The sequence below is a fragment of the Ferrovibrio sp. GW821-FHT12E11 genome (assembly GCF_058806975.1).
Window position 1 is genome coordinate 229,906 of sequence record NZ_JBXAQG010000001.1, and the last position, 18,517, is coordinate 248,422.

The window sequence follows — 18,517 nt, forward strand, 5'->3', positions numbered from 1 at the left end:
GTCTGGAAAATAGTATGGGCGGCCCGGAGAGACCCGGGCCGCCCATGTGTGTCAGCTTACTTGACCTTGACGAAGCGCAGCGGGAAGTAGTTATCCGCCAGCTGCACCAGATCGACCGAATCCTTCGCCGCCCATACCACGAACTGCTGATGCAGCGGGATGACGCCGTAGTCGTCGAGATAGATCTTGGTGGCTTCCTTGATCATCGCATTGCGCTTGGCAACGTCGGTTTCCTGCTCGATCTTGTCGGCCAGCGCATCGAACGCCTTGTTCGAATAGCCACCGGCGTTGAACAGGCCCTTGCCGCTCGCCTTCGACGGGGTCTGCAGCAGCGACTCAAAGACGTTGTGCACGTCGTAGGTGGCGCCCGGCGACCAGCCCAGCATGTAGAAGCTGGTGTTCGGGGCCTTCTCGATGTCGGCCGAGGTGCGCAGGATCTTGGCGAAGTACTTGCCGCGGGTCTGGGCAAGCAGGTTCACCTTGATGCCCACCTTCGCCAGCATGGCGACGGTCGCACGGCAGATGCCTTCGTCGTTGACGTAACGGTCGTTCGGGCAATCCAGGCCGGTCTCGAAGCCGTTCGGATAGCCGGCTTCCGTCAGCAGCTTCTTCGACAGTTCCGGATCGAACTTCGGACGCACGTCCATGGACTTGTCATAGCCGTTCAGACCGGTGCCGATCATCAGGCCGCTGGGACGCGACTGGCCGCGCATGACGGTGCGCTTGATCGCTTCCACGTCGATGGCGTGGTAGAAGGCCTGACGAACCTTGACGTCCTTGAAGGGGTTCTTGCCCTTGATGTTGGACTCCGGCAGTTCGTCAACCTGCTGGTTGAAGCCGAAGAAGACGATGCGGGTTTCCGGGCCTTCGATGACACGGCGGCCGGCGGTCTTCTTGATCCGGTCGATGTCCTGCGGCGGCACGGTGTAGATCATGTCCACTTCGCCCGACAGCAGCGCAGCCACGCGGGTGGCTTCGTTGCCGATGCGCTGGAAGACGATCTCGGTGAGGTTATGCTCGGGCTTGTCCCACCAGGTCGGGTTCGGCTCGAGAATGGTGCGCACGTCCGGCTCGCGCAGCTTGAGCTTAAACGGGCCGGTGCCGTTGGAATTGCGGGTGGCGAAGTTCTCTTCGTTCTTCGTCATGTCCGCGCATTCGACGGCGTTGTTCTTCTCCGCCCACACCTTCGACATGATGCCGATCTGCGACAGCTTGTCGTTCAGCAGCGGGTCAGGATACTTGGTCTCGATCTCGACCACGTCCTTGCCGACGGCGCGCACTTCCTTCACCGAGGTGAAGTTGCCCGCGACGTTGGAGCCGCGACCGGCAGCGCGCTTCATCGAGAACACGACGTCTTCGGCCGAGAACTCCTCGCCGCCCTGGAACTTCACGCCCTGGCGCAGCGTCCAGCGCCACACCGTGCTGCTCGGCTGCTCCACCTTGGTGGCCAGCGCGGGCTCGAGCTTCAGGTTCTTGTCGCGCCGGAACAGCCCCTCATACATATTGAGGTTGAAGCTGAGCAGGAAAGTTTCGTTGCGGGCGTAAGGATCCATCGAATTGACGTCGCCGTCATTCGCCCATTTGAACGTCTTGGCCGAGCCCGGCTGTGCGCCGAGCAGTGCGATCGTGGCCACCGCCGCGATCAACGCGGCCTTGATAAACTTGCCTCGCTGCATAGTCCCCTTATCCTTCTCCCAACGAAGAGATGAAGCCCGTGTTTGCGCGGGCTGTTGTTCCACCTGAAGCCCCCCTGTGGGCCTGGCGTTGCCCGGATCATAGGGGGGCAGGTGTATATACGTCTACACCTGACTGTAAAAACATCATGGCGGAAAAACAGCCCGCATGCCTGCCGTTAAGGCATCACACGGGTCTGTGATGCGAACCAATCCGGGCCTGATTGGTTCGCGGAAATGACCCGTCTACGAATGACCTCGTCTACTGCAGGCGGCGCGCCAGCGACACCACATCCCTGCCCTTGACGATGCGGCGCGCCGGCATGATGACGGTGCAGCCCTCGGCCGGCGCCCGGATCGTCTCGTCGCCATCGGTGGCGATCAGCGTGCCGCCGGGCAGATCCTCGAAGCCGACCAGCGGCATGGCAAAGCGGAACTGATCGGTCTTTGCCACCTTAACGTCGGTGATCTCGTAGACCATGGGCGTGCCCGGCTCGGGCTTATATTGCGCCGCAAGATCGGCCGGAATCTGGCCGAAAAAATCGAGAAAGCGCATCGTGATCGAAATCGCGAGCTCGCCGGCGCTGCGCGCGAAATGCTGGCCGCACTCGACCACGAAGGCGAGCGGCGCCTTGTCGGGTTGGCCGAAAGCGCCGTACTGCAGCAGCGGGCGGCCAGGATGCTTCACGCCGGGCAGGATCACATGATGCAGCGGCGACTGCAGATGGCGCATCAGCGGCGCGACCTTGGCATGGCCTTCATGGATCAGCATCGGCGGCACGGCATAGGAGGTCGAATGGATGTCGATCAGCGCATCGGCTTCCGCGTAGATGTGCCGCAGCGCGCGGGCGCGCTGCACGTCGACTGTCTCGTCCGGCCCTTCCAGCGTGTCGACATCCCAGACGCGGTTGAAATCGCGCTCGACATAGCGGGATTCGAACGGCTTCGCCGCATCGAAGCGGTGATAGGCGTCGACATTGGCGAAGGCGAGCGTGAGCTTGCCGCGCAGCGGACGGATATTGTTCTCCAGCAGATGCGTCACTGCCACCATGCCGCAGAATTCGTTGCCATGGGTCAGCGCGTTGACGATCACATGCGGACCGGGCCGGCCGGAATCGAAGGTATGCACATAATCGACGCCGCGGTTGCCGGTGCGATAGCGGCCGATATCCTTCGGCGTGATTTCAATCGGCGGCAAAACCGCATGCTGATCCGTCATGCTACCCTCTGAACCATAATGCACTCACGATACCATACAGGCCGAAACACAGGATCAGCAGGCCCGAGAGGCCGTTGATCCAGCGCAGGCCGCCATTGTTGAGGCGCTGGCGAAAGGCGCCGGCCAGGCCGGCCAGCGACAGCCACCAGACCGACGAGCCGGCGAAGACGCCCAGCACCAGCCAGGCGGCCATCTCGTTCGACAGGCCGAAAGAGCCGATGCCGAAAAAGGCGAAGATCCCGAGAAAAGCGACGATGGTGATCGGGTTCGTCGCCGTCAGCACGAAGGTGGAGATGAAGCCGGCGATCAGGCCGTCGCTGCGCAGGGGCGCGGCGGGCGCGGCTTCGGCCGGCGGCCGGATGGCCGCGCGCAGCATACGCCAGGCCATGAACAGCAGGAACAGGCCGCCGCCGATGCGGAAGGCCAGCTGATGCGCTTCGAGCCAGCTTGAGATCAGGCTGAGGCCAAAGGCGGCGATGCAGCCATACAGCGCGTCGGCCATGGCGGCCCCCAGGCCGGCCGACAGCCCGGCCATGCGGCCCTGCATCAGGGTTTTCTGCACGCAGAGCACACCCACCGGGCCGACCGGCGCGGCGATGATAAAACCCGCCAGGGCGCCCTTGCCCAGCATCATCAGCAGGTCCCACACCGTCTTTGCGCTCCGAAATCCTGGCGGCTCAATGCACTGCCTGCGGCTGTAGCATGGGTCCCGGACAAGGTAAACCGACCGGCCCGCTTAACCGGCTCCATATAATTTATGAAAACTGGCGCTTTTTCAGGAACCAGTTTGGCGATAATCGCTGCAGGACAAGGAGCCAGCATGACCCAGTCCCCCGCCCCCAGTCCCAATGCCGCCAAGCCGCCCAGCGCCCGCACCCGCGTCAAACGCCTGCCCGCCCGCGGCCATTACGATACCGAAACCCTGCATGCCGTGCTGGATGCCGGCTATGTCTGCCATATCGCCTTCACCGACAACGACAAGCAGATCGTGATCCCCACCGCTTACTGGCGCGAGGGCGACCACCTTTACATCCATGGCTCGAGCAAGAGCCGCATGGCCCTGGCGCTGGCGACCGGGATTCCGGCCTGCGTCGCCATCACCCTGCTCGATGGCCTGGTCTTCGCCCGCACCTCGTTCAACCATTCCATGAACTACCGTTCGGTGGTCGCCTTCGGCAGCTTCGAGAAGGTGCCCGACGATCACAAGCTGGCATCGCTGGAAGCCTTCACCCAGCGCATCGCGCCGGGCCGCTGGGCCGAAATCCGCGGTCCCAACAAGCAGGAATTCAAGGCCACCATGGTGCTGCGCATGCCGCTGACCGAAGCCGGCGTGAAGATTCGCAGCGGCCCGAACAAGGACGATCCGGAAGACATGGACATTCCGGTCTGGACCGGCGTGCTGCCGTTCAGGCAGGGCTTCGGCGCGCCGCTGCCGGATCCGATGATGAAGGACGGGATTGCCCTGCCGGGTTACCTCAAGACGCTGACCAAACGCTGAACCGCCTTCTCCAGTTCGGCTTCGTCATGGGCGGCGAAGCCGAGCAGCAGGCCGCTGGCCGGGCGCGTGAGAGCATAGCGCGACAGCGGCGCCACCCGCAGGCCGACGGCCTGGGCCGCCAGCGCGGCGGCCCGGTCGTCGCGACCGTCGCGGAATTCGGCCACCACATGCAGGCCGGCGGCGGAGGCGCGGATGGTGAAGAGATCGGCCGCCTGCCGCTCTAGCGCCGCCAGCAGCGCCAGCCGGCGTTTGCGGTAGAGCGTGCGCATGCGGCGCACATGCTGGGCCAGATGACCTTCGGCGATGAAGGCGGCCAGCGTCGCCTGCGGCCAGGGCGGCGCGAAACCGTCGGCCGCCGCCTTGGCGCGCAGGAAGCCGTCCACCAGCCCCGGCGGCAGCACCACATAGCCAAGCCGCAGACCGGGGAACAGCACCTTGCTGAAGGTGCCGGCATAGAGCACGCGCTCGCCGCCATCGAGGCCCTGCAGGGCCTGCAGCGGCGGACTGCCATAGCGGTATTCGCAATCATAATCGTCCTCGACGATCCACAGCCCGCGCGCCCGCGCCTCGGCCAGTAGGGCCAGCCGGCGGCCCAGCGGCAGCGTCATGCCGAGCGGGAACTGGTGCGAAGGCGTCAGCATCACCAGCTTCGGCGCCGGCTTCAGCCGGGCCAGCGCCGCCGGATCGAACCCCTGGTCATCCACCGGCACCGGCAGCAGCCGGGCGCCCACCCCGGCCAGGGCCTCGCGGGCACCGATATAGCCGGGGTCTTCCACCGCCACGGCATCGCCGGGATCGAGTAGCACCCGGCCGATCAGGTCGAGCGCCTGCTGGGCACCGGAAACGATCACGATGGTCTCCGGACTGCAGACCACGCCGCGGGTGTCGGCCAGGTAGGTGGCGAGCGCCCGCCGCAGGCCGGGCAGGCCCCGGGGATCGCCGCCGCTCAGCAGCGCCTGCCGCTCGCGCCGCAGCACCTGCACCGCCAGACGCCGCCACAGATCGAGGGGAAAATCCGCCAGCGCCGGCTGGCCGGGCTGCAGCAGGTGCTGGGGCGAGGGTTCGCGCTCTGCGTGCAGTTCGGCAAAATGGCCGGCGCGACGGGACAGGGTCGGCGCCGCCGGCCGGGCCGCCGGTTCGAAGCCTTCGGCGGGCAGGTCGGCCGCCACATAGAGGCCGGCGCCGGGACGCGGCACCAGATAGCCCTCGGCCACCAGGCGCTCCATGGCGGCAACCACGGTATTGCGGCCCAGTTCGAGATCGGCGGCCAGCGCCCGGCTGGAGGGCAGCCGCTCGCCCGGCCCCAGTTCACCGGTCAGGACCGCCTGGCGGATGGCGGCAAACAGCTGCGCCTGCAGGCTGTCGCCGCCGGCCTTCCGGGCCGGCCGGAACCAGCCGACGAAACGTCCTGCCGCCCGGCGCGCCATTACACCTTATTCATAAGATGAATAATATTATCTAAATATATAAAATTATTATATTTAATTGATTTCATAGAATCATAAATTCTACATGGCCGCAGCATCAGGGGTGATAGACCGGCACGCCGAATAAAGCTGCGTGCCACCACATGAATCCGACGTAAATAATTACAGAGATTAGTATATTCAAGATTCCAATATCCGACATGCGCAGGCGGGTGCGCCCCCGCATCACCGCTGCCAGCGGAATGATTGAGGTTTTGTCAGCAAACCGTTGCCATCTATCCGAAAATTCCACGGCCCGCTTGCGGTCGATCGAGCGCATGCCGTTGACCGCTGTGACGAGGATCGCCCCCGCCATCAGCCAGGTGGCGATATCGCCATTGGCCACCATATGGGTGGCGGCCCAAAGGGTGAAAGACCAGAGCATGGGATGCCGTGTCACCTTGGTGAAGCCGGTCACCGGCAATTCACCCTTCATGGTCAGCTCCGATCCGGCCATGGTCGGATTGCTCGGCCGCAGGCTGGCGACCAGAAACAGGAAGGCCAGCGGCATAACCAGGATCGGGATCAGCGCCAGGGTCGATGTGGTCTCCCAGATCTCCACATAGGGTGCCGTACGATAGGTCCAGATCAGGGCCGCCAGGGACAGCGCGCTCAGGACCGAGAACAACCCAAGATAGCGGGTCAACCCCAAGCGGCCGACCAGGGCCGGACGCAGCGGACCGGCCACCACCAGATGCAGCAGCAACCAGGCCAGGGCGGCACAGACCAGCGGAATCATTCCTCCTCCTTTTCCCGGCCGCGAGCGGCGAGCAGACGGTTGATGGCGGCGACGGCCCGGTCGCGTCCGGCCGCGTCCAGTTCGGCCTCGACATGGCGGCGGTTGGGGCCAGCCTCGGCGACCCCGGCATTTTCGGCAAGCCGCAAATAGGCCCAGGCCAGGGGCCGGTCCGCCGGCCGGCCCTCGCCGCGATAGAGCAGATCGCCCAGCACGAACAGGGCTTCCGGATTGGCCTGGTTGGCCGAGCGTTCGAGCCAGCCCATGGCTGCCGCCGGATCGGCCGGGCCGCCCTCGCCGCCGAGCTGCATGCGGGCGAGCTGGAACTGGGCCAGCGGATTGCCGCGCTCGGCGCCGATGCCATACCAGCGCCGGGCCGCGACCGGATCGGCCGGCACGCCCTCGCCTGCTTCGAGGTAGCTGGCGTATTTGAAGGCGGCGGCGGCATGGCCGCCCTCGGCGGCACGGGCGAACCAGCGGATCGCCCCGGGGATATCCTTCGGTGTGCCCTGCCAGCCCTGTTCCTGCCAGAGCGCCCAGCGGAACTGCGAGGGGCCATAGCCCTGCTCGGCCTGGGCGACGATCATCCGCCGCGCCCGCGCCGGATCGGCGGCACGGCCGCGACCGCTGGCCAGATAGGTGGCGAAATTGTTGACCGCGGCGCTGTTACCCTGCTCTGCGGCGCGTTCCCACCAGTCCATGCCTGCCGCCGGATCGGCCGGTCCGCCGGCTTCCCCACGGAACAGCAGGCCCGCCAGCAGATTCTGGGCATCGGCCAGGCCGGCCTCGGCGGCAACCCGCAGATAGGGCAAGGCCGCGGCCGGATCGCGGGCGCCGCCGCGACCGCGATACAGCATGCGCCCCGCCATGCCGGCGGCGTCCACATGGCCCAGATCGGCGGCGCGCAGACTCAGGCGCCGCGCTTCCGCTTCGTTGATCCCGCCCAGCAGGCCCTCGTCCTGGATCAGCGCCAGATTGAACCAGCCATTGGCATCCCCCAACTCGCCGGCCTGCAGGAACAGGCGCGCGGCTTCGGGCACATTGCGCGCCGTGCCGACACCGCTGAGATGATAGCGCCCGAGTTCGTTCAGACCTTCGGCCATGCCGACCGCGGCCGCCTGCCGCGCCAGTTGTAAGCCGCGCGCCGGCTCGGCCTTGTCGAGACGTTGCTCCAGGATCAGATAGGCCAGATAGGTCTGCGCATAGGGACTGCCGCGCTGCGCCGCCTCTTCCAGCAGGGCCAGGCCGCGCGCGGTATCGGCGGCCACAAACGTCCCTTCATAGAGAAACCGCCCGAGCCGGTAGCGCGCATTGACGGCACCATCGGCGATCGCGCGTTCCAGCAGAGCGATGGCGGCATCTTTCTCGGTCGGACGATGGGCAAGGATCAGTTCGGCGAGATTGGCCCAGGCCGAAGCCTCGCCGCGTTCGCCGGCCGCACGCAACGCCTGTTCGGCGCCCGGCAGATCGACCGGCCCGCCAAGCCCGAGCAGACGCATGAACCCGAGTCCGGCCAGCGCACCGGCATGGTTTTTGGCGGCGGCGCGCTCGAACCACTGCCGCGCCACACCGTCATTGCGCGGCGTGCCGACGCCGAGCTGATAGGCGACGCCCATGGCATATTGCGCCGCTGCATCGCCCGCTTCGGCCCGCTGCAACAGGCTGGGCATGCTGTCGACCGGCGCCGGCGTCGTGAAGGGCGTGGAGAACTGGTCGCTGGGCCGCGCCAGCATGGGCGATGGTACGAACAGGACGGCGGATATCGACAGGGCGAGCAGACCGGCCCGCATGGCAAAACTGGAACGCATTCTCACTATCCACGAATATCGAATAAGGCCCGCCCCTGCGGGGTCAGTTTGCAGACCAGCCAGTCGGGCTTGATCGGATTCTCGAACCAGGGCTCGGCCCAGCCGGCCGTGATGCAGGACTGGATCGTGTGGGTGCTGATCTGCTGGCCATGCTCGTCGAACAGCGGCAGCTTGCCGCCGGCCTGCCGCAGCCCACGGCGCAGGTAACGCAGCTGTGCATCGCTCGGTCTGTTCTGGCCATTGCGGGCGAACCGTGCCGTCTCCGCCATTGCCTGCCCTCCTGCCTGGATAACCAGCATAGGTAAGCTGCGGCAAACCGGCAATCGCGTGATGACAGGCCGCGTCGGAATGCCTCGCGCCGGAGGCCGAAAACGACCTCCGGATATTTGCGAATAGCTTGCAAATGCCGTAAGCAGAGGCATCCGTTTCCGCCTCCTTCAACCCGCCGTTGCGAGCATCGTGACCGATACCGCCGCTCCCCTGCCGTCTCCCCCCGTCGCGCCGGCCATGCGCCTGCGCGGCCGGCATGGCGGCGGCTGGACCGTGTTCGCCATGCTGGTCGCCGTGGTGATCGCGGCCCCCATCTTCGCCATCCTGCTGAACCTCAGTCAGCCCGCCGCCGAGGTCTGGCGCCATCTGGTCGCCACTGTGCTGCCCGAGATGCTGGTCAACACCACGGTGCTGATGGTCGGTGTCGGCTTTGGCGCCATGGTGATCGGCACCGGCTGCGCCTGGCTGGTGACCATGACGGAATTCCCCGGCCGGCGCTGGCTGTCCTGGGGGCTGTTCCTGCCGCTGGCCATGCCGGCCTATGTCAGCGCCTTCGTCTACAGCGACCTGCTGCAATTCGCCGGCCCGGTACAGACCGGCCTCCGTCATCTGTTCGGCTGGCAGCGCGGCGATTACTGGTTTCCCGATTTCCTGTCGCTGCAGGGCGCGGTGACGCTGTTCATCTTCGCCTTCTATCCTTACGTCTTCATGCTGGCGCGCGCCGCTTTCCTCGACCAGTCGATCTGCGTGCTGGAAGTCGGCCGCACGCTGGGCCTCGGTCCCTGGCAGCGCTTTTTCCGCATCGCGCTGCCGCTGGCGCGGCCGATGATCGCCGGTGGCGTGGCGCTGGTGCTGATGGAGACGCTGGCCGAGTTCGGCGCTGTCAGCTGGCTTGGCGTACCCACCTTCACCACCGCGATCTATCGCACCTGGTTCGGCATGGGCGACGTCACGGCTGCGGCGCAGCTTTCCGGCGTGCTGCTGATCTTCGTGCTGGCCGCCGTGATGCTGGAACGCGCCAGCCGCAACGCCAAACGCTTCCATCACACCTCGGCCCGCACGCGGCCGCTGCCGCTGCGCCCGCTGACACCGGTTGCCGCAACGGCTGCGATCCTCGCCTGCCTGCTGCCGATCGTCATCGGCTTCGTGCTGCCCGGCGGCTGGCTGCTGCATCTGGCCATCGGCGAAGGCGACCAGTTCGGCATCGGCCGCCTCGCCGGCTTCACACTGAACAGCTTCGTGCTGGCCGGCCTCGCCGCCGTGGTGCTGATCGTGGTGGCGCTGGCGCTGGCCTATGCCAACCGGCTGGCACCCAATCGCGCCATGAACTGGCTGATCCAGCTCGCCACCATGGGCTATGCGGTGCCGGGCTCGGTGATCGCCATCGGCGTACTGCTGCCGCTCGCTATGTTCGACCACCAGATCAACCGCTGGTCCGAGGCCGCCTTCGGCAAAGGCCCCGGCCTGCTGCTCACCGGCACGGTGGTGGCGCTGCTCTATGCCTATCTGGTGCGCTTCCTCGCCGTCGCCTTCAACACGGTGGATGGCGGCCTGCACCGGATTCGCCCCAGCCTGGACCAGGCCGCCCGCGTGCTGGGCCAGACGCCGCTGGGCGTGGTGCGGCGGATTCACGCCCCGCTGCTGCGCGGCAGCCTGATGACGGCGGCGATGCTGATTTTCGTGGATGTCCTGAAAGAATTGCCTGCCACGCTGATCGTGCGGCCCTTCGATTTTGACACTTTGGCCGTGCGGGTTTACCAACTGGCCAGTGACGAGCGTCTCAGCGAGGCCTCCACCGGGGCGCTGATCATTGTGGCAGTCAGCCTGGTTCCCGTAATCTGGCTGCATGCCGCCGTGGCCCGGTCACGACCCGGCGAAGAGTGACCTGTCCGTTGCAAGGCTTTTAAAAATGGCAAATTCGGTAAGTGACGCGCTCATGCCCCAGGGCGGGCAGCCCGGCGATCCGCTGATGGTGGCGAATGCGCTGCTGTCGCAGGGCCAGACTGAGGGTGCGCTGGCGCTGCTGCAGGATCTGGTCAAGACGGCTCCCGGCCGTCCCGATGCCTGGTATGGCCTGGGCCAGCTGCATGCCGCCATGGGCAACTTCAAGCCGGCGGTGCAGGCCTTCAAGCGGGTGATCCAGCTGGCGCCGCTGGGCCTGGAAGCCCATGTGCATCTCGGCAATACCTATCTGCGCAACGGCCGCATCAACCAGGCGCTGGAAGCCTATCGCACCGGCCTGAAGCATATCCCCGACAGCGCGCTGCTGCATTTCAATCTCGGCGTCGCCCTGCGGCAGAACGGCGATATGGACGGCGCCATCGCCAGCTATCGCACCGCCATCGCCATGCACCCGACCTATGCGCAGGCCAATTTCAGCCTGGGCAACGCGCTCCGCGACACCGATCGTCCCGATGAGGCCGAAGCCGCCTATCGCCGCGCCGTCGAGCTGGAGCCGGCCTATGCCGATGCCCATGCCAACCTCGCCGGCCTGCTGCTGGCGCGCAACAACTTCGCCGGCGCCATCGAAACCAGCCTGACCGTGGTGGGCCTGGTGCCCGAGCATCCGCAGGCGCTGAAGAACCTGTCGCTGGCGCTGTACAAGGTCGGCCGCTATGTCGAGGGCGCCGAAGTCACCTTCCGCGCGCTGGCGGCAGCGCCGAAGGACACCATGCTGCAGTATCACATGGGCGAGATGCTCTACGGCCTGATCCGCGAAGGCAACCGCGACAAGGCCCGCGACTTCGCGCTGCGCTGGCAGCAGGTGAGCCCGAACGATCCGGTGGCGCAGCATATGGCCGCGGCAGCGCTCGGCGAACAGGCGCCCGAGCGCGCCGGCGACGACTATGTGCGCGAAACCTTCGACCGCTTCTCCGGCGATTTCGAGACCACGCTGGGCAATCTGGGCTATCGCGTGCCGGAAATGATCTGCGGCCATGTCAAGAATGCGCTGGATGGCCGCAGCAGCCTGACCATTCTCGATGCCGGCTGCGGCACCGGCCTGTGCGCGCCCTTCCTCAAGCCGCTGGCGAAAAAGCTGGTGGGCGTCGATCTCAGTGGCGGCATGCTGGCCAAGGCGCAGGCGCGCGGGCTGTACAGCGATCTGCGCCAGGAAGAACTGGGCGCCTTCCTCGCCAGGGGCAACGAGCGCTACGACGTCACCGTGGCTGCCGACGTGTTCTGCTATTTCGGCGCACTGGAACCCAGCTTCCAGGCCATCGCCGCACGCAGCAATCCGCAGGGCCTGCTTGCCTTCACGGTGGAAGCCGCCACCGGCGAGATGCCGGCCGCCGGCTACCGTCTCGGTCCCACTGGCCGTTACCAGCATGACGCCGCCTATGTGCGCCGGACGCTGGAACAGGCCGGCTTCACCATCCTGCGCTTCGAAGACACCCATGGCCGCGAGGAAATGGGCCAGCCGGTACCCTGTTTCATGGTGCTGTCACAGCGGGCCTGATATCCTTCGGCAAACGCGGGATCGATCGACATGAAGCGCCGCCTTACCATTGCCGCCGCCATCGGCTGCGCGTTGCTGATCGGCGGCGCCATGGTCACCGTGGTGCGGCCGGAATGGAGCGTGGCGCAGCCCTCGCCGCTGGTCAGCCGGCCGACGCCGATCCATTACCGCTTTGTGCCCAACTATATTCCGACCTCGCCGTTCAAGCGCGAGATGAACGGCCGCTTCGGTCCGGAATTCCGCCAGCTGCGCGATGAGATCGTCGCCCGCGGTCATGCCGGTCACGAACCGCTCTGCTCGACGCAGATCCTGAGCGAAGCCCGCGACCTCATCAATTACACCAACGACACCGCCGCGATCCGCCGCCGCCTCGACGCGTTGCGCGCCAGCCTGGGCAACCCGGCCCAGGACGATGCCTTCCAGCAGTCGGCCGAGGACGGGTCCTGGGGCGGCTGTTTCACGGCCTGGTATCTGCGCATGCATGCCAGCGTCGATCCGCTGAAGGAACTGGCCCATGCCGGAAAGATGCCGCAGCATGCGCTCGGCTTCCTGGCGCCGGTGGATACGCCGCAGAAACTGCGCGACCGGCTGGAAAGCCTGCTGATCTCCGACGTGGCGCGGAACGGCATCGACAACCGCAAGGAACTCAACCTCACCATCACCGGCTTGGCGCAGCTGTTCTTCATGCCGGAGGTAGCGGCGCTGCTGCCCAAGACGATTCCGGTGAAGGCGCTGGCCGACACGCTGCTCGATTTCCTCGACAACCGCGCCCAGAATCCGGAAACCGGATTCTGGGGCGCCTGGTATCTGGTCGATGGCGAGGTGCGCAAGACCAACGATCTCAGCATCACCTTCCATGCGATCAGCTACCGCCCCAACGATCCACCGCATATGAAGGAACTGGCCGACACGCTGTTTGCCATCCGCACCGCGCGCTACCCCTATGGCTGGCGCGACCAGGGCACCCAGAACAACCACCATGCCTATGACGTGGCGCGCCTGCTGCGCCGCGCCTGGCCGCATATGACTGCGGAACAGCGGGCCCGCTGCGCCGCCGAACTGACTATCATGCTGGCGCGCTCGCTCAGCGTTTCGGTCAATGCCGATGGCAGCTTCGACGAGATGCCCTATGACAGCGCGCCGGAAGCCTATTACTTCGGCGTCTCGTTCCTGGATGAAGTGGGCTTTTTCCGTGCCAGCCGACGCTTCTGGACGCCGATGGAAGTGAGCAACCCGGAATCGCTGCGCCAAGTGCTGCATGGCAGCCTGAGCAGGCTGGATACGCGCAATCCCATGGTCACCGCAGCGATGCGCAAGCTGGAAGCCAACGACTGAGTCGCGGCGTCAGCGCCGGGCGGCGGCGGCATCCATGCTTTCGCTCATGTCGCTGGCCTTGACCTCCAGCGCATCCAGCCGGTTGCTCAGCTCCACGATGTCGGCCGCGACGATTTCCGTATCCGTCGCCAGCGAGGTGATGGCGTTGACGGTGGCGCTCGACACGCGATCGATGCTGTCCTGCAGCCGGGCATTCTCGGCCCTCTGGCCGCGCAGCACCTGCTGGCTGCCGAAATAGCCGCCGATCAGGCCGCCGCCGAAGGAAAAGACCAGCATCGCCGCCAGCATCATCAAGGTCCGGTTTCGCGCCTGGGTCATGGCAGCCTGTCCTGTTGCAGCGGATTGTCGTCGCCTGCATGTAGCAACGAAAAAGGGCGGGGAAAACCCCGCCCTTCATCCATTGTGACCGATGACCGGATATTTCCGGCCGGCCCGGTTACTTCCAGCCGGCCCGGTTACTTCCAGCCGGCCCGGTCCATCAGCTTGAGGGCCGCCTCGTTGTTGCGGCCGAACACCGCGGCGTTGATCTGGTCTTCCTTGAATTCCGCCCAGGAGGCGATCACCGGGTGCAGCGGCACATTGGCGATCACCGGGAACTCGTAGTTGCCCTTGGCGAAATAGGTCTGCGCCTGCGCCGAGGCGAGGTATTCGAGGAACTTGATGGCATTCGCCTTGTTCGGCGAATACTTGGCAATGCCGGCGCCGCTGATGTTGATATGGGTGCCGCGATCGCCCTGGTTGGGGAAGATCACCGCCAGATTGGCCACCACCGCCCTGTCTTCCGCCTTCGACGAATTCAGCAGGCGGGCGAAGTAATAGGTGTTGGAGAGCGCCACATCGCCCTCGCCGGCCGCCACCGCCTTGATCTGGTCGGTGTCGCCGCCCTTGGGCGCGCGGGCGAAATTCTGCACCACATGTTTGGCCCAGATTTCGGTGGCCGGTTCGCCCAGCGTGGCGATCATCGAGCCGACAATCGACTGGTTGTAGACATTGGTCGACGAGCGGATCAGCAGGCGGCCCTTCCACTTCGGATCGGCCAGATCCTCATAACGGGTCAGCTCGCCCGGCTTCACCTTGTCCTTGTTGACCACGAAGATTCGGGCGCGCTTGGAGAAGCCGAACCAGTGGCCCTCGGCCTCGCGCAGATGCGCCGGGATCGCCTTTTCCAGGGCGGCGTTCTTCAGCGGCTGCAGCAGGCCCTGTTCCTGGGCGCGCCAGAGGCGGCCGGCATCGACAGTGATCAGCACGTCGGCCGGGCTCTTGTCGCCCTCGGCCTTCAGGCGCTGCAGCAACTGGTCCTCGCCGGCTTCCAGACGGTTGATCTTGATGCCGGTCGCCTTGGTGAAATTCTCGTATAGCGCCTCATCGGTGTCGTAATGGCGCGAGGAATACAGGTTCAGCACCTTGTCCTGCGCGACGGCCAGGCCCGGCAGGGCGACCAGAACGGCGCCAGCCAGCGCACCCAGCAGGGCGGCGCGGCGCGCAACAGCGAAGGGAGTCGGAATCTTGAGCATGATGGCTCCTGGACGGTTTTGTTTGTGTTTATGCGAATGACTTGCAGTGCCAGACGCTACCACCGCGCTCGCGGGCCTGCAAGTGAGAGTAAAAATCACATAAACTTGTTCAGGGAATCGCCCTCCGGCCGGCCGCCGGCACAGCAAAAAAATCTTCGGCGGCTCCGCGAGTTGCTGTATCACCGCGATAGGATCATCCGGACCAGCCATGCCAGCCGCCAATCCGCAATACCTGTCGATCCCGCTGCAGGAGGCCTACCAGCTCGAACTGGTCCTGCTGTCCCTGGCGGTCATCTTTTTCGCCGGCTTCACCGCCCTCAGTCTCGCCGGGCGCCTGAAAGTCAGCAGCGGCCCGGCCCGTTACGGCTGGCTCGCCGCTACCGCCATTGCGCTCGGCGGTGGCATCTGGAGCATGCATTTCGTCGCCATGCTGGCCTTCGATTTGGGCATGCCGGTGCGCTATCACGCCGGCCTGACCATCCTGTCGATGCTGGTCGCGATCGCCGTCGTCGGCTTCGGTATGGGCTTCGTCGCCTTTCGCGATACCCGCCTGCCGGGACTGCTGCTGGCCGGCTGCATCACCGGCCTGGGCGTCAACGCCATGCATTATACCGGCATGGCGGCAATGCAGATGGGCGCCGAGCTGCAATGGCATTCCGGCCTGGTGGTGCTGTCGATCCTGATCGCCATCGTGGCCGCCACCGCTGCGCTCTGGCTGTCGCAGCAGTCGAAATCCCTGCCCTTCAAGCTGGTGGCCGCCGTGCTGATGACCGTGGCGGTCGCCGGCATGCATTACACCGGCATGGCTGCCGCCAGCTTCATACCCCGCCATGGCGCGCTGGATGCGCCTGAGGGCATTCCGCCCGAACTGCTGGCCATCTCGGTCGCCGCCGCCTCCTTCGTCATCCTGTCGCTCGGCCTGCTGGCGGCCATGGTGGATGAAACGCTGGCCAACCGCGCCCAGGCTGAAGCCGTACGGCTGCGGCAGCAGAACGAAAACCTGGAGATGATGGTCGCCGAGCGCACCGTGGAACTGCTGAAAGCCAAGCACCGCGCCGAGCGCGCCAGCAACGCCAAGACCGAATTCCTCGCCAGCATGAGCCATGAATTGCGCACGCCGCTGAATGCCGTGATCGGCTACAGCGAAATCCTGATCGAGGAAGCCCGTGAAGCGGGCAATGATGACGGTACCGGCGACCTGGAAAAGATCCACACCGCCGGCAAGCATATCCTCGCCCTCATCAACGACATCCTCGATCTGTCGAAAATCGAGGCGGGCAAGATGGAAATCGCCATCGAGCGCGCCCAGCTCGGCGACCTGCTGGACGACTCGATCACCGTCTGCCGCCGCATACTGGAGCAGAACGGCAACACCTGGATCGTCGAGCACCAGGGCGGCATCACCCAGCTTGATACCGACGTCACCAAGCTGCGACAGGCGATCATCAACCTGCTCAGCAATGCCGGCAAGTTCACCAAAAACGGCACGGTGACCATCGCCACCCGTTCCTTCCGCCGCGACGATACCGACTGGATCGAGATTGCCGTGCGCGATTCCGGTATCGGCATTGCTGCCGAGCATCACGAAGCGATCTTCGAGGATTTCAACCGCGGCGACAGCAATGTCTCGCGCCATCACGGCGGCACCGGTCTGGGCCTGGCCCTGAGCCGCCGGCTGATCCGCCTGCTCGGCGGCGACATCACCCTGCAGTCGGCCCAGGGCGCCGGCGCCGTTTTCACCATTGTCCTGCCGGCGCGGGTCGACATGACCGCGGCCATGGTCTGACCATGACCCGGGTGCTGATTGTCGAGGACAATGCCCTCAACCGCGACATGCTGGGCCGCCGGCTGCTCAAGCGCGGCTTCAGCGTGGATTACGCCATCACCGGCGAGGAAGCCCTGGAACTGACACCCTTCATGCAACCCGACCTGATCCTGATGGATATCGGTCTGGGCAGCGGCATCGACGGACTGGAGACGACCCGGCGCCTGAAGGCGGACCCGGCCACTGCCGTCATTCCGGTGATCGCACTGACCGCCCATGCCCTGGCCACCGACCGCGAACGCAGTCTGGCCGCCGGTTGTATCGATTACGATACCAAGCCTGTCGATATGGCGCGCCTGCTGGTCAAGATCGCAGCGGCGCTCAAGGCATCCTGATTTTACGGATCAGTCGGCGGCGAGCCGGCCGGCATCGGCGCGTGTCGCCTGCAGGATATCGCGCAGGGTGGAGAGCGATACCGGCTTCTGCAGCACGCCGGCGATATTGAGGCCGCGGCTGCGACCGATCTCCACGGCCGCCCGCGCAAAGGACGGATCATGGCCGGTGATGATGAAAATTGCCGCCGCGGCGCGCTCGCGCGCCAGCCAGGTGATCAGCTCGATGCCATCTTCCATCGGCATCACGATATCGAGGCAGACAATGGCCGGCAGGACCTGCGGATAGAGTTCGCGGAAGGCCTCGGCCGTATCGACCACGGTGACGGCAAAGCCCGCCTTTTCAGCCACGCGCTGCACGAACTCGCCGAATTCGCGATGGTCATCGACCACCAGAATACGGTCGGCATGCGGCTTGGCGCTGGGCTGGGGAATGCTCTCGCTCATAAAACCTATTTAGTTAAAAATCATTCGCATGCAACTAGAATTAGACAAAAAGCGACGACCAGCACAAGCATATATCCCCGACTGCAGCCAGACGTCGCAGTGGGCCCACTGCACTCGTCTGTAAGGATAGTCAGGCCGCGATGATTCGCCGGCAGAATGCGCTAATCGCACGCAGGCTGGCGTCGGGCTGATCGCGCTGCGGGCTGTGGCCGCAGGCCGGCAGCATCAGGGCTTCCGCCCCGCCGGTGACGCGCCGGGCGATGCTCTCCACCTGGGCAGCCGTGCCGTATTCGTCGTCCTCGCCCTGGATCACCAGCACCGGCACGCCGATGCGGTCGACATAGCCCTCGATATTCCAGCGCATGAAGGCCGGATCGAGCCAGGCATCGCACCAGCCGCGGAAGGCATTGTCGACATTCACGCCGTGATACTTCACCAGCCGCGCCCGCAGGTCGCCCTCGGCATAGGCCTTGCCGGCGGCGCGGATCGAGGTGACGGAAATCTCTTCGCAGAAGACATGCGGCGCCATGGCGACAACGCCGAGCAGGCCGGGACGTTCACCGGAACCGGCGTTGATCAGCGCAATCGATGCGCCATCGGAATGACCGACCAGGATATGACGCTGCACGCCGAGCGCCGACAGCAGTTCGGGCAGCACTGCCTCGCCTTCTGCATGCATGTAGGTCAGCGGGCGCGGCAGTGTGCAGGCATCCGAGCCGCCATAGCCGATGCGGCTGTAGACCAGCGCCGGCAGGCCGGTGGCCTGCGCCATCTGGTCGGGAAAGTCCTTCCACAGCGCGACGCAGCCCAGGCCTTCATGCAGGAAGACCAGCACCGGCAAAGATGCATCATGCAGGGCGGAGCCACGATGCCCGACCCAGCGATACTCGATACGACCGGCTGAGGTCTCGACCGTCTGCAGGCCCGCCGGCATGAG

Annotated in this window: 17 protein-coding genes; 6 read left to right on the plus strand and 11 right to left on the minus strand. The window is 65.5% G+C overall.

All coding sequences use genetic code 11. The annotated features are described in order from the left end of the window. Window positions 1-56: 56 nt before the first annotated feature. From AC1ROT_RS01195 to AC1ROT_RS01205, 3 genes are all read right to left on the minus strand, one after another. On the minus strand, window positions 57-1,676 hold the full coding sequence (locus tag AC1ROT_RS01195) for an ABC transporter substrate-binding protein (RefSeq protein ID WP_492970559.1): 1,620 nt from the start codon (window positions 1,674-1,676) through the stop codon (window positions 57-59). A 259-nt stretch (window positions 1,677-1,935) separates the two neighbouring features. Beyond that, the gene (locus AC1ROT_RS01200; RefSeq protein WP_492996942.1) at window positions 1,936-2,892 is read right to left on the minus strand and encodes a M14 family metallopeptidase; all 957 of its coding nucleotides are present in this window, start codon (window positions 2,890-2,892) and stop codon (window positions 1,936-1,938) included. 1 nt (window position 2,893) lies between these two features. Beyond that, window positions 2,894-3,541, minus strand: coding sequence for a LysE family translocator (locus tag AC1ROT_RS01205; RefSeq protein ID WP_492996943.1), 648 nt, complete (start codon window positions 3,539-3,541; stop codon window positions 2,894-2,896). A gap of 171 nt (window positions 3,542-3,712) precedes the next feature. Here AC1ROT_RS01205 and AC1ROT_RS01210 point away from each other — a divergent pair, with 171 nt between their 5' ends. Further along, window positions 3,713-4,390 (plus strand): pyridoxamine 5'-phosphate oxidase family protein, encoded by a 678-nt coding sequence (locus AC1ROT_RS01210; RefSeq protein ID WP_492996944.1) that lies wholly within the window; start codon window positions 3,713-3,715, stop codon window positions 4,388-4,390. Here the strand turns inward: AC1ROT_RS01210 and pdxR are convergent. The 4 genes from pdxR to AC1ROT_RS01230 all read right to left on the minus strand — a co-directional run bounded on the left by pdxR (window position 4,363) and on the right by AC1ROT_RS01230 (window position 8,669). Continuing rightward, window positions 4,363-5,817 carry a MocR-like pyridoxine biosynthesis transcription factor PdxR gene (gene pdxR / locus AC1ROT_RS01215; RefSeq protein WP_492970555.1) on the minus strand — a complete coding sequence of 485 codons (1,455 nt, stop codon included), beginning with the start codon at window positions 5,815-5,817 and terminating at the stop codon, window positions 4,363-4,365. The genes AC1ROT_RS01210 and pdxR overlap by 28 nt on opposite strands. Before the next feature lie 97 nt (window positions 5,818-5,914). Then, on the minus strand, window positions 5,915-6,595 hold the full coding sequence (locus tag AC1ROT_RS01220; protein WP_492996945.1) for an NnrU family protein: 681 nt from the start codon (window positions 6,593-6,595) through the stop codon (window positions 5,915-5,917). Further along, window positions 6,592-8,400 carry an SEL1-like repeat protein gene (locus AC1ROT_RS01225; RefSeq protein WP_492996946.1) on the minus strand — a complete coding sequence of 603 codons (1,809 nt, stop codon included), beginning with the start codon at window positions 8,398-8,400 and terminating at the stop codon, window positions 6,592-6,594. Before AC1ROT_RS01225 ends, AC1ROT_RS01220 begins: the two co-directional genes overlap by 4 nt. A gap of 5 nt (window positions 8,401-8,405) precedes the next feature. Next, a complete protein-coding gene (locus tag AC1ROT_RS01230) occupies window positions 8,406-8,669 on the minus strand; it encodes a hypothetical protein (protein WP_492970552.1) in 264 nt (87 codons plus the stop codon). A gap of 190 nt (window positions 8,670-8,859) precedes the next feature. Here AC1ROT_RS01230 and AC1ROT_RS01235 point away from each other — a divergent pair, with 190 nt between their 5' ends. From AC1ROT_RS01235 to AC1ROT_RS01245, 3 genes are read left to right on the plus strand one after another with little or no spacing between them, the layout of a single operon-like run. Next, window positions 8,860-10,554 (plus strand): ABC transporter permease, encoded by a 1,695-nt coding sequence (locus AC1ROT_RS01235; RefSeq protein ID WP_492996947.1) that lies wholly within the window; start codon window positions 8,860-8,862, stop codon window positions 10,552-10,554. A gap of 25 nt (window positions 10,555-10,579) precedes the next feature. Further along, the gene (locus AC1ROT_RS01240) at window positions 10,580-12,127 is read left to right on the plus strand and encodes a tetratricopeptide repeat protein (RefSeq protein ID WP_492996948.1); all 1,548 of its coding nucleotides are present in this window, start codon (window positions 10,580-10,582) and stop codon (window positions 12,125-12,127) included. A gap of 30 nt (window positions 12,128-12,157) precedes the next feature. Then, complete coding sequence (locus AC1ROT_RS01245; RefSeq protein WP_492996949.1) at window positions 12,158-13,462, plus strand: hypothetical protein; 1,305 nt, start codon at window positions 12,158-12,160, stop codon at window positions 13,460-13,462. A 9-nt stretch (window positions 13,463-13,471) separates the two neighbouring features. Here the strand turns inward: AC1ROT_RS01245 and AC1ROT_RS01250 are convergent, their stop codons facing one another. Further along, a complete protein-coding gene (locus AC1ROT_RS01250; RefSeq protein ID WP_492996950.1) occupies window positions 13,472-13,780 on the minus strand; it encodes a hypothetical protein in 309 nt (102 codons plus the stop codon). Between the two features lie 137 nt (window positions 13,781-13,917). Continuing rightward, window positions 13,918-14,976, minus strand: coding sequence for a Fe(3+) ABC transporter substrate-binding protein (locus AC1ROT_RS01255; protein WP_492970547.1), 1,059 nt, complete (start codon window positions 14,974-14,976; stop codon window positions 13,918-13,920). Between the two features lie 208 nt (window positions 14,977-15,184). Here AC1ROT_RS01255 and AC1ROT_RS01260 point away from each other — a divergent pair, with 208 nt between their 5' ends. Both AC1ROT_RS01260 and AC1ROT_RS01265 read left to right on the plus strand, forming a co-directional pair. After that, window positions 15,185-16,762 carry a sensor histidine kinase gene (locus AC1ROT_RS01260; protein WP_492996951.1) on the plus strand — a complete coding sequence of 526 codons (1,578 nt, stop codon included), beginning with the start codon at window positions 15,185-15,187 and terminating at the stop codon, window positions 16,760-16,762. 2 nt (window positions 16,763-16,764) lie between these two features. Next, on the plus strand, window positions 16,765-17,136 hold the full coding sequence (locus AC1ROT_RS01265) for a response regulator (protein WP_492996952.1): 372 nt from the start codon (window positions 16,765-16,767) through the stop codon (window positions 17,134-17,136). 9 nt (window positions 17,137-17,145) lie between these two features. On the opposite strand, the gene AC1ROT_RS01270 is transcribed toward AC1ROT_RS01265, so the two are convergent. Together AC1ROT_RS01270 and AC1ROT_RS01275 are read right to left on the minus strand one after the other, a co-directional pair. Continuing rightward, entirely contained in the window at window positions 17,146-17,580 is a 435-nt protein-coding gene (locus AC1ROT_RS01270; protein ID WP_492970544.1) for a response regulator, read from the minus strand. 130 nt (window positions 17,581-17,710) lie between these two features. Further along, the gene (locus AC1ROT_RS01275) at window positions 17,711-18,514 is read right to left on the minus strand and encodes an alpha/beta fold hydrolase (protein WP_492996953.1); all 804 of its coding nucleotides are present in this window, start codon (window positions 18,512-18,514) and stop codon (window positions 17,711-17,713) included. Window positions 18,515-18,517: the final 3 nt, after the last annotated feature.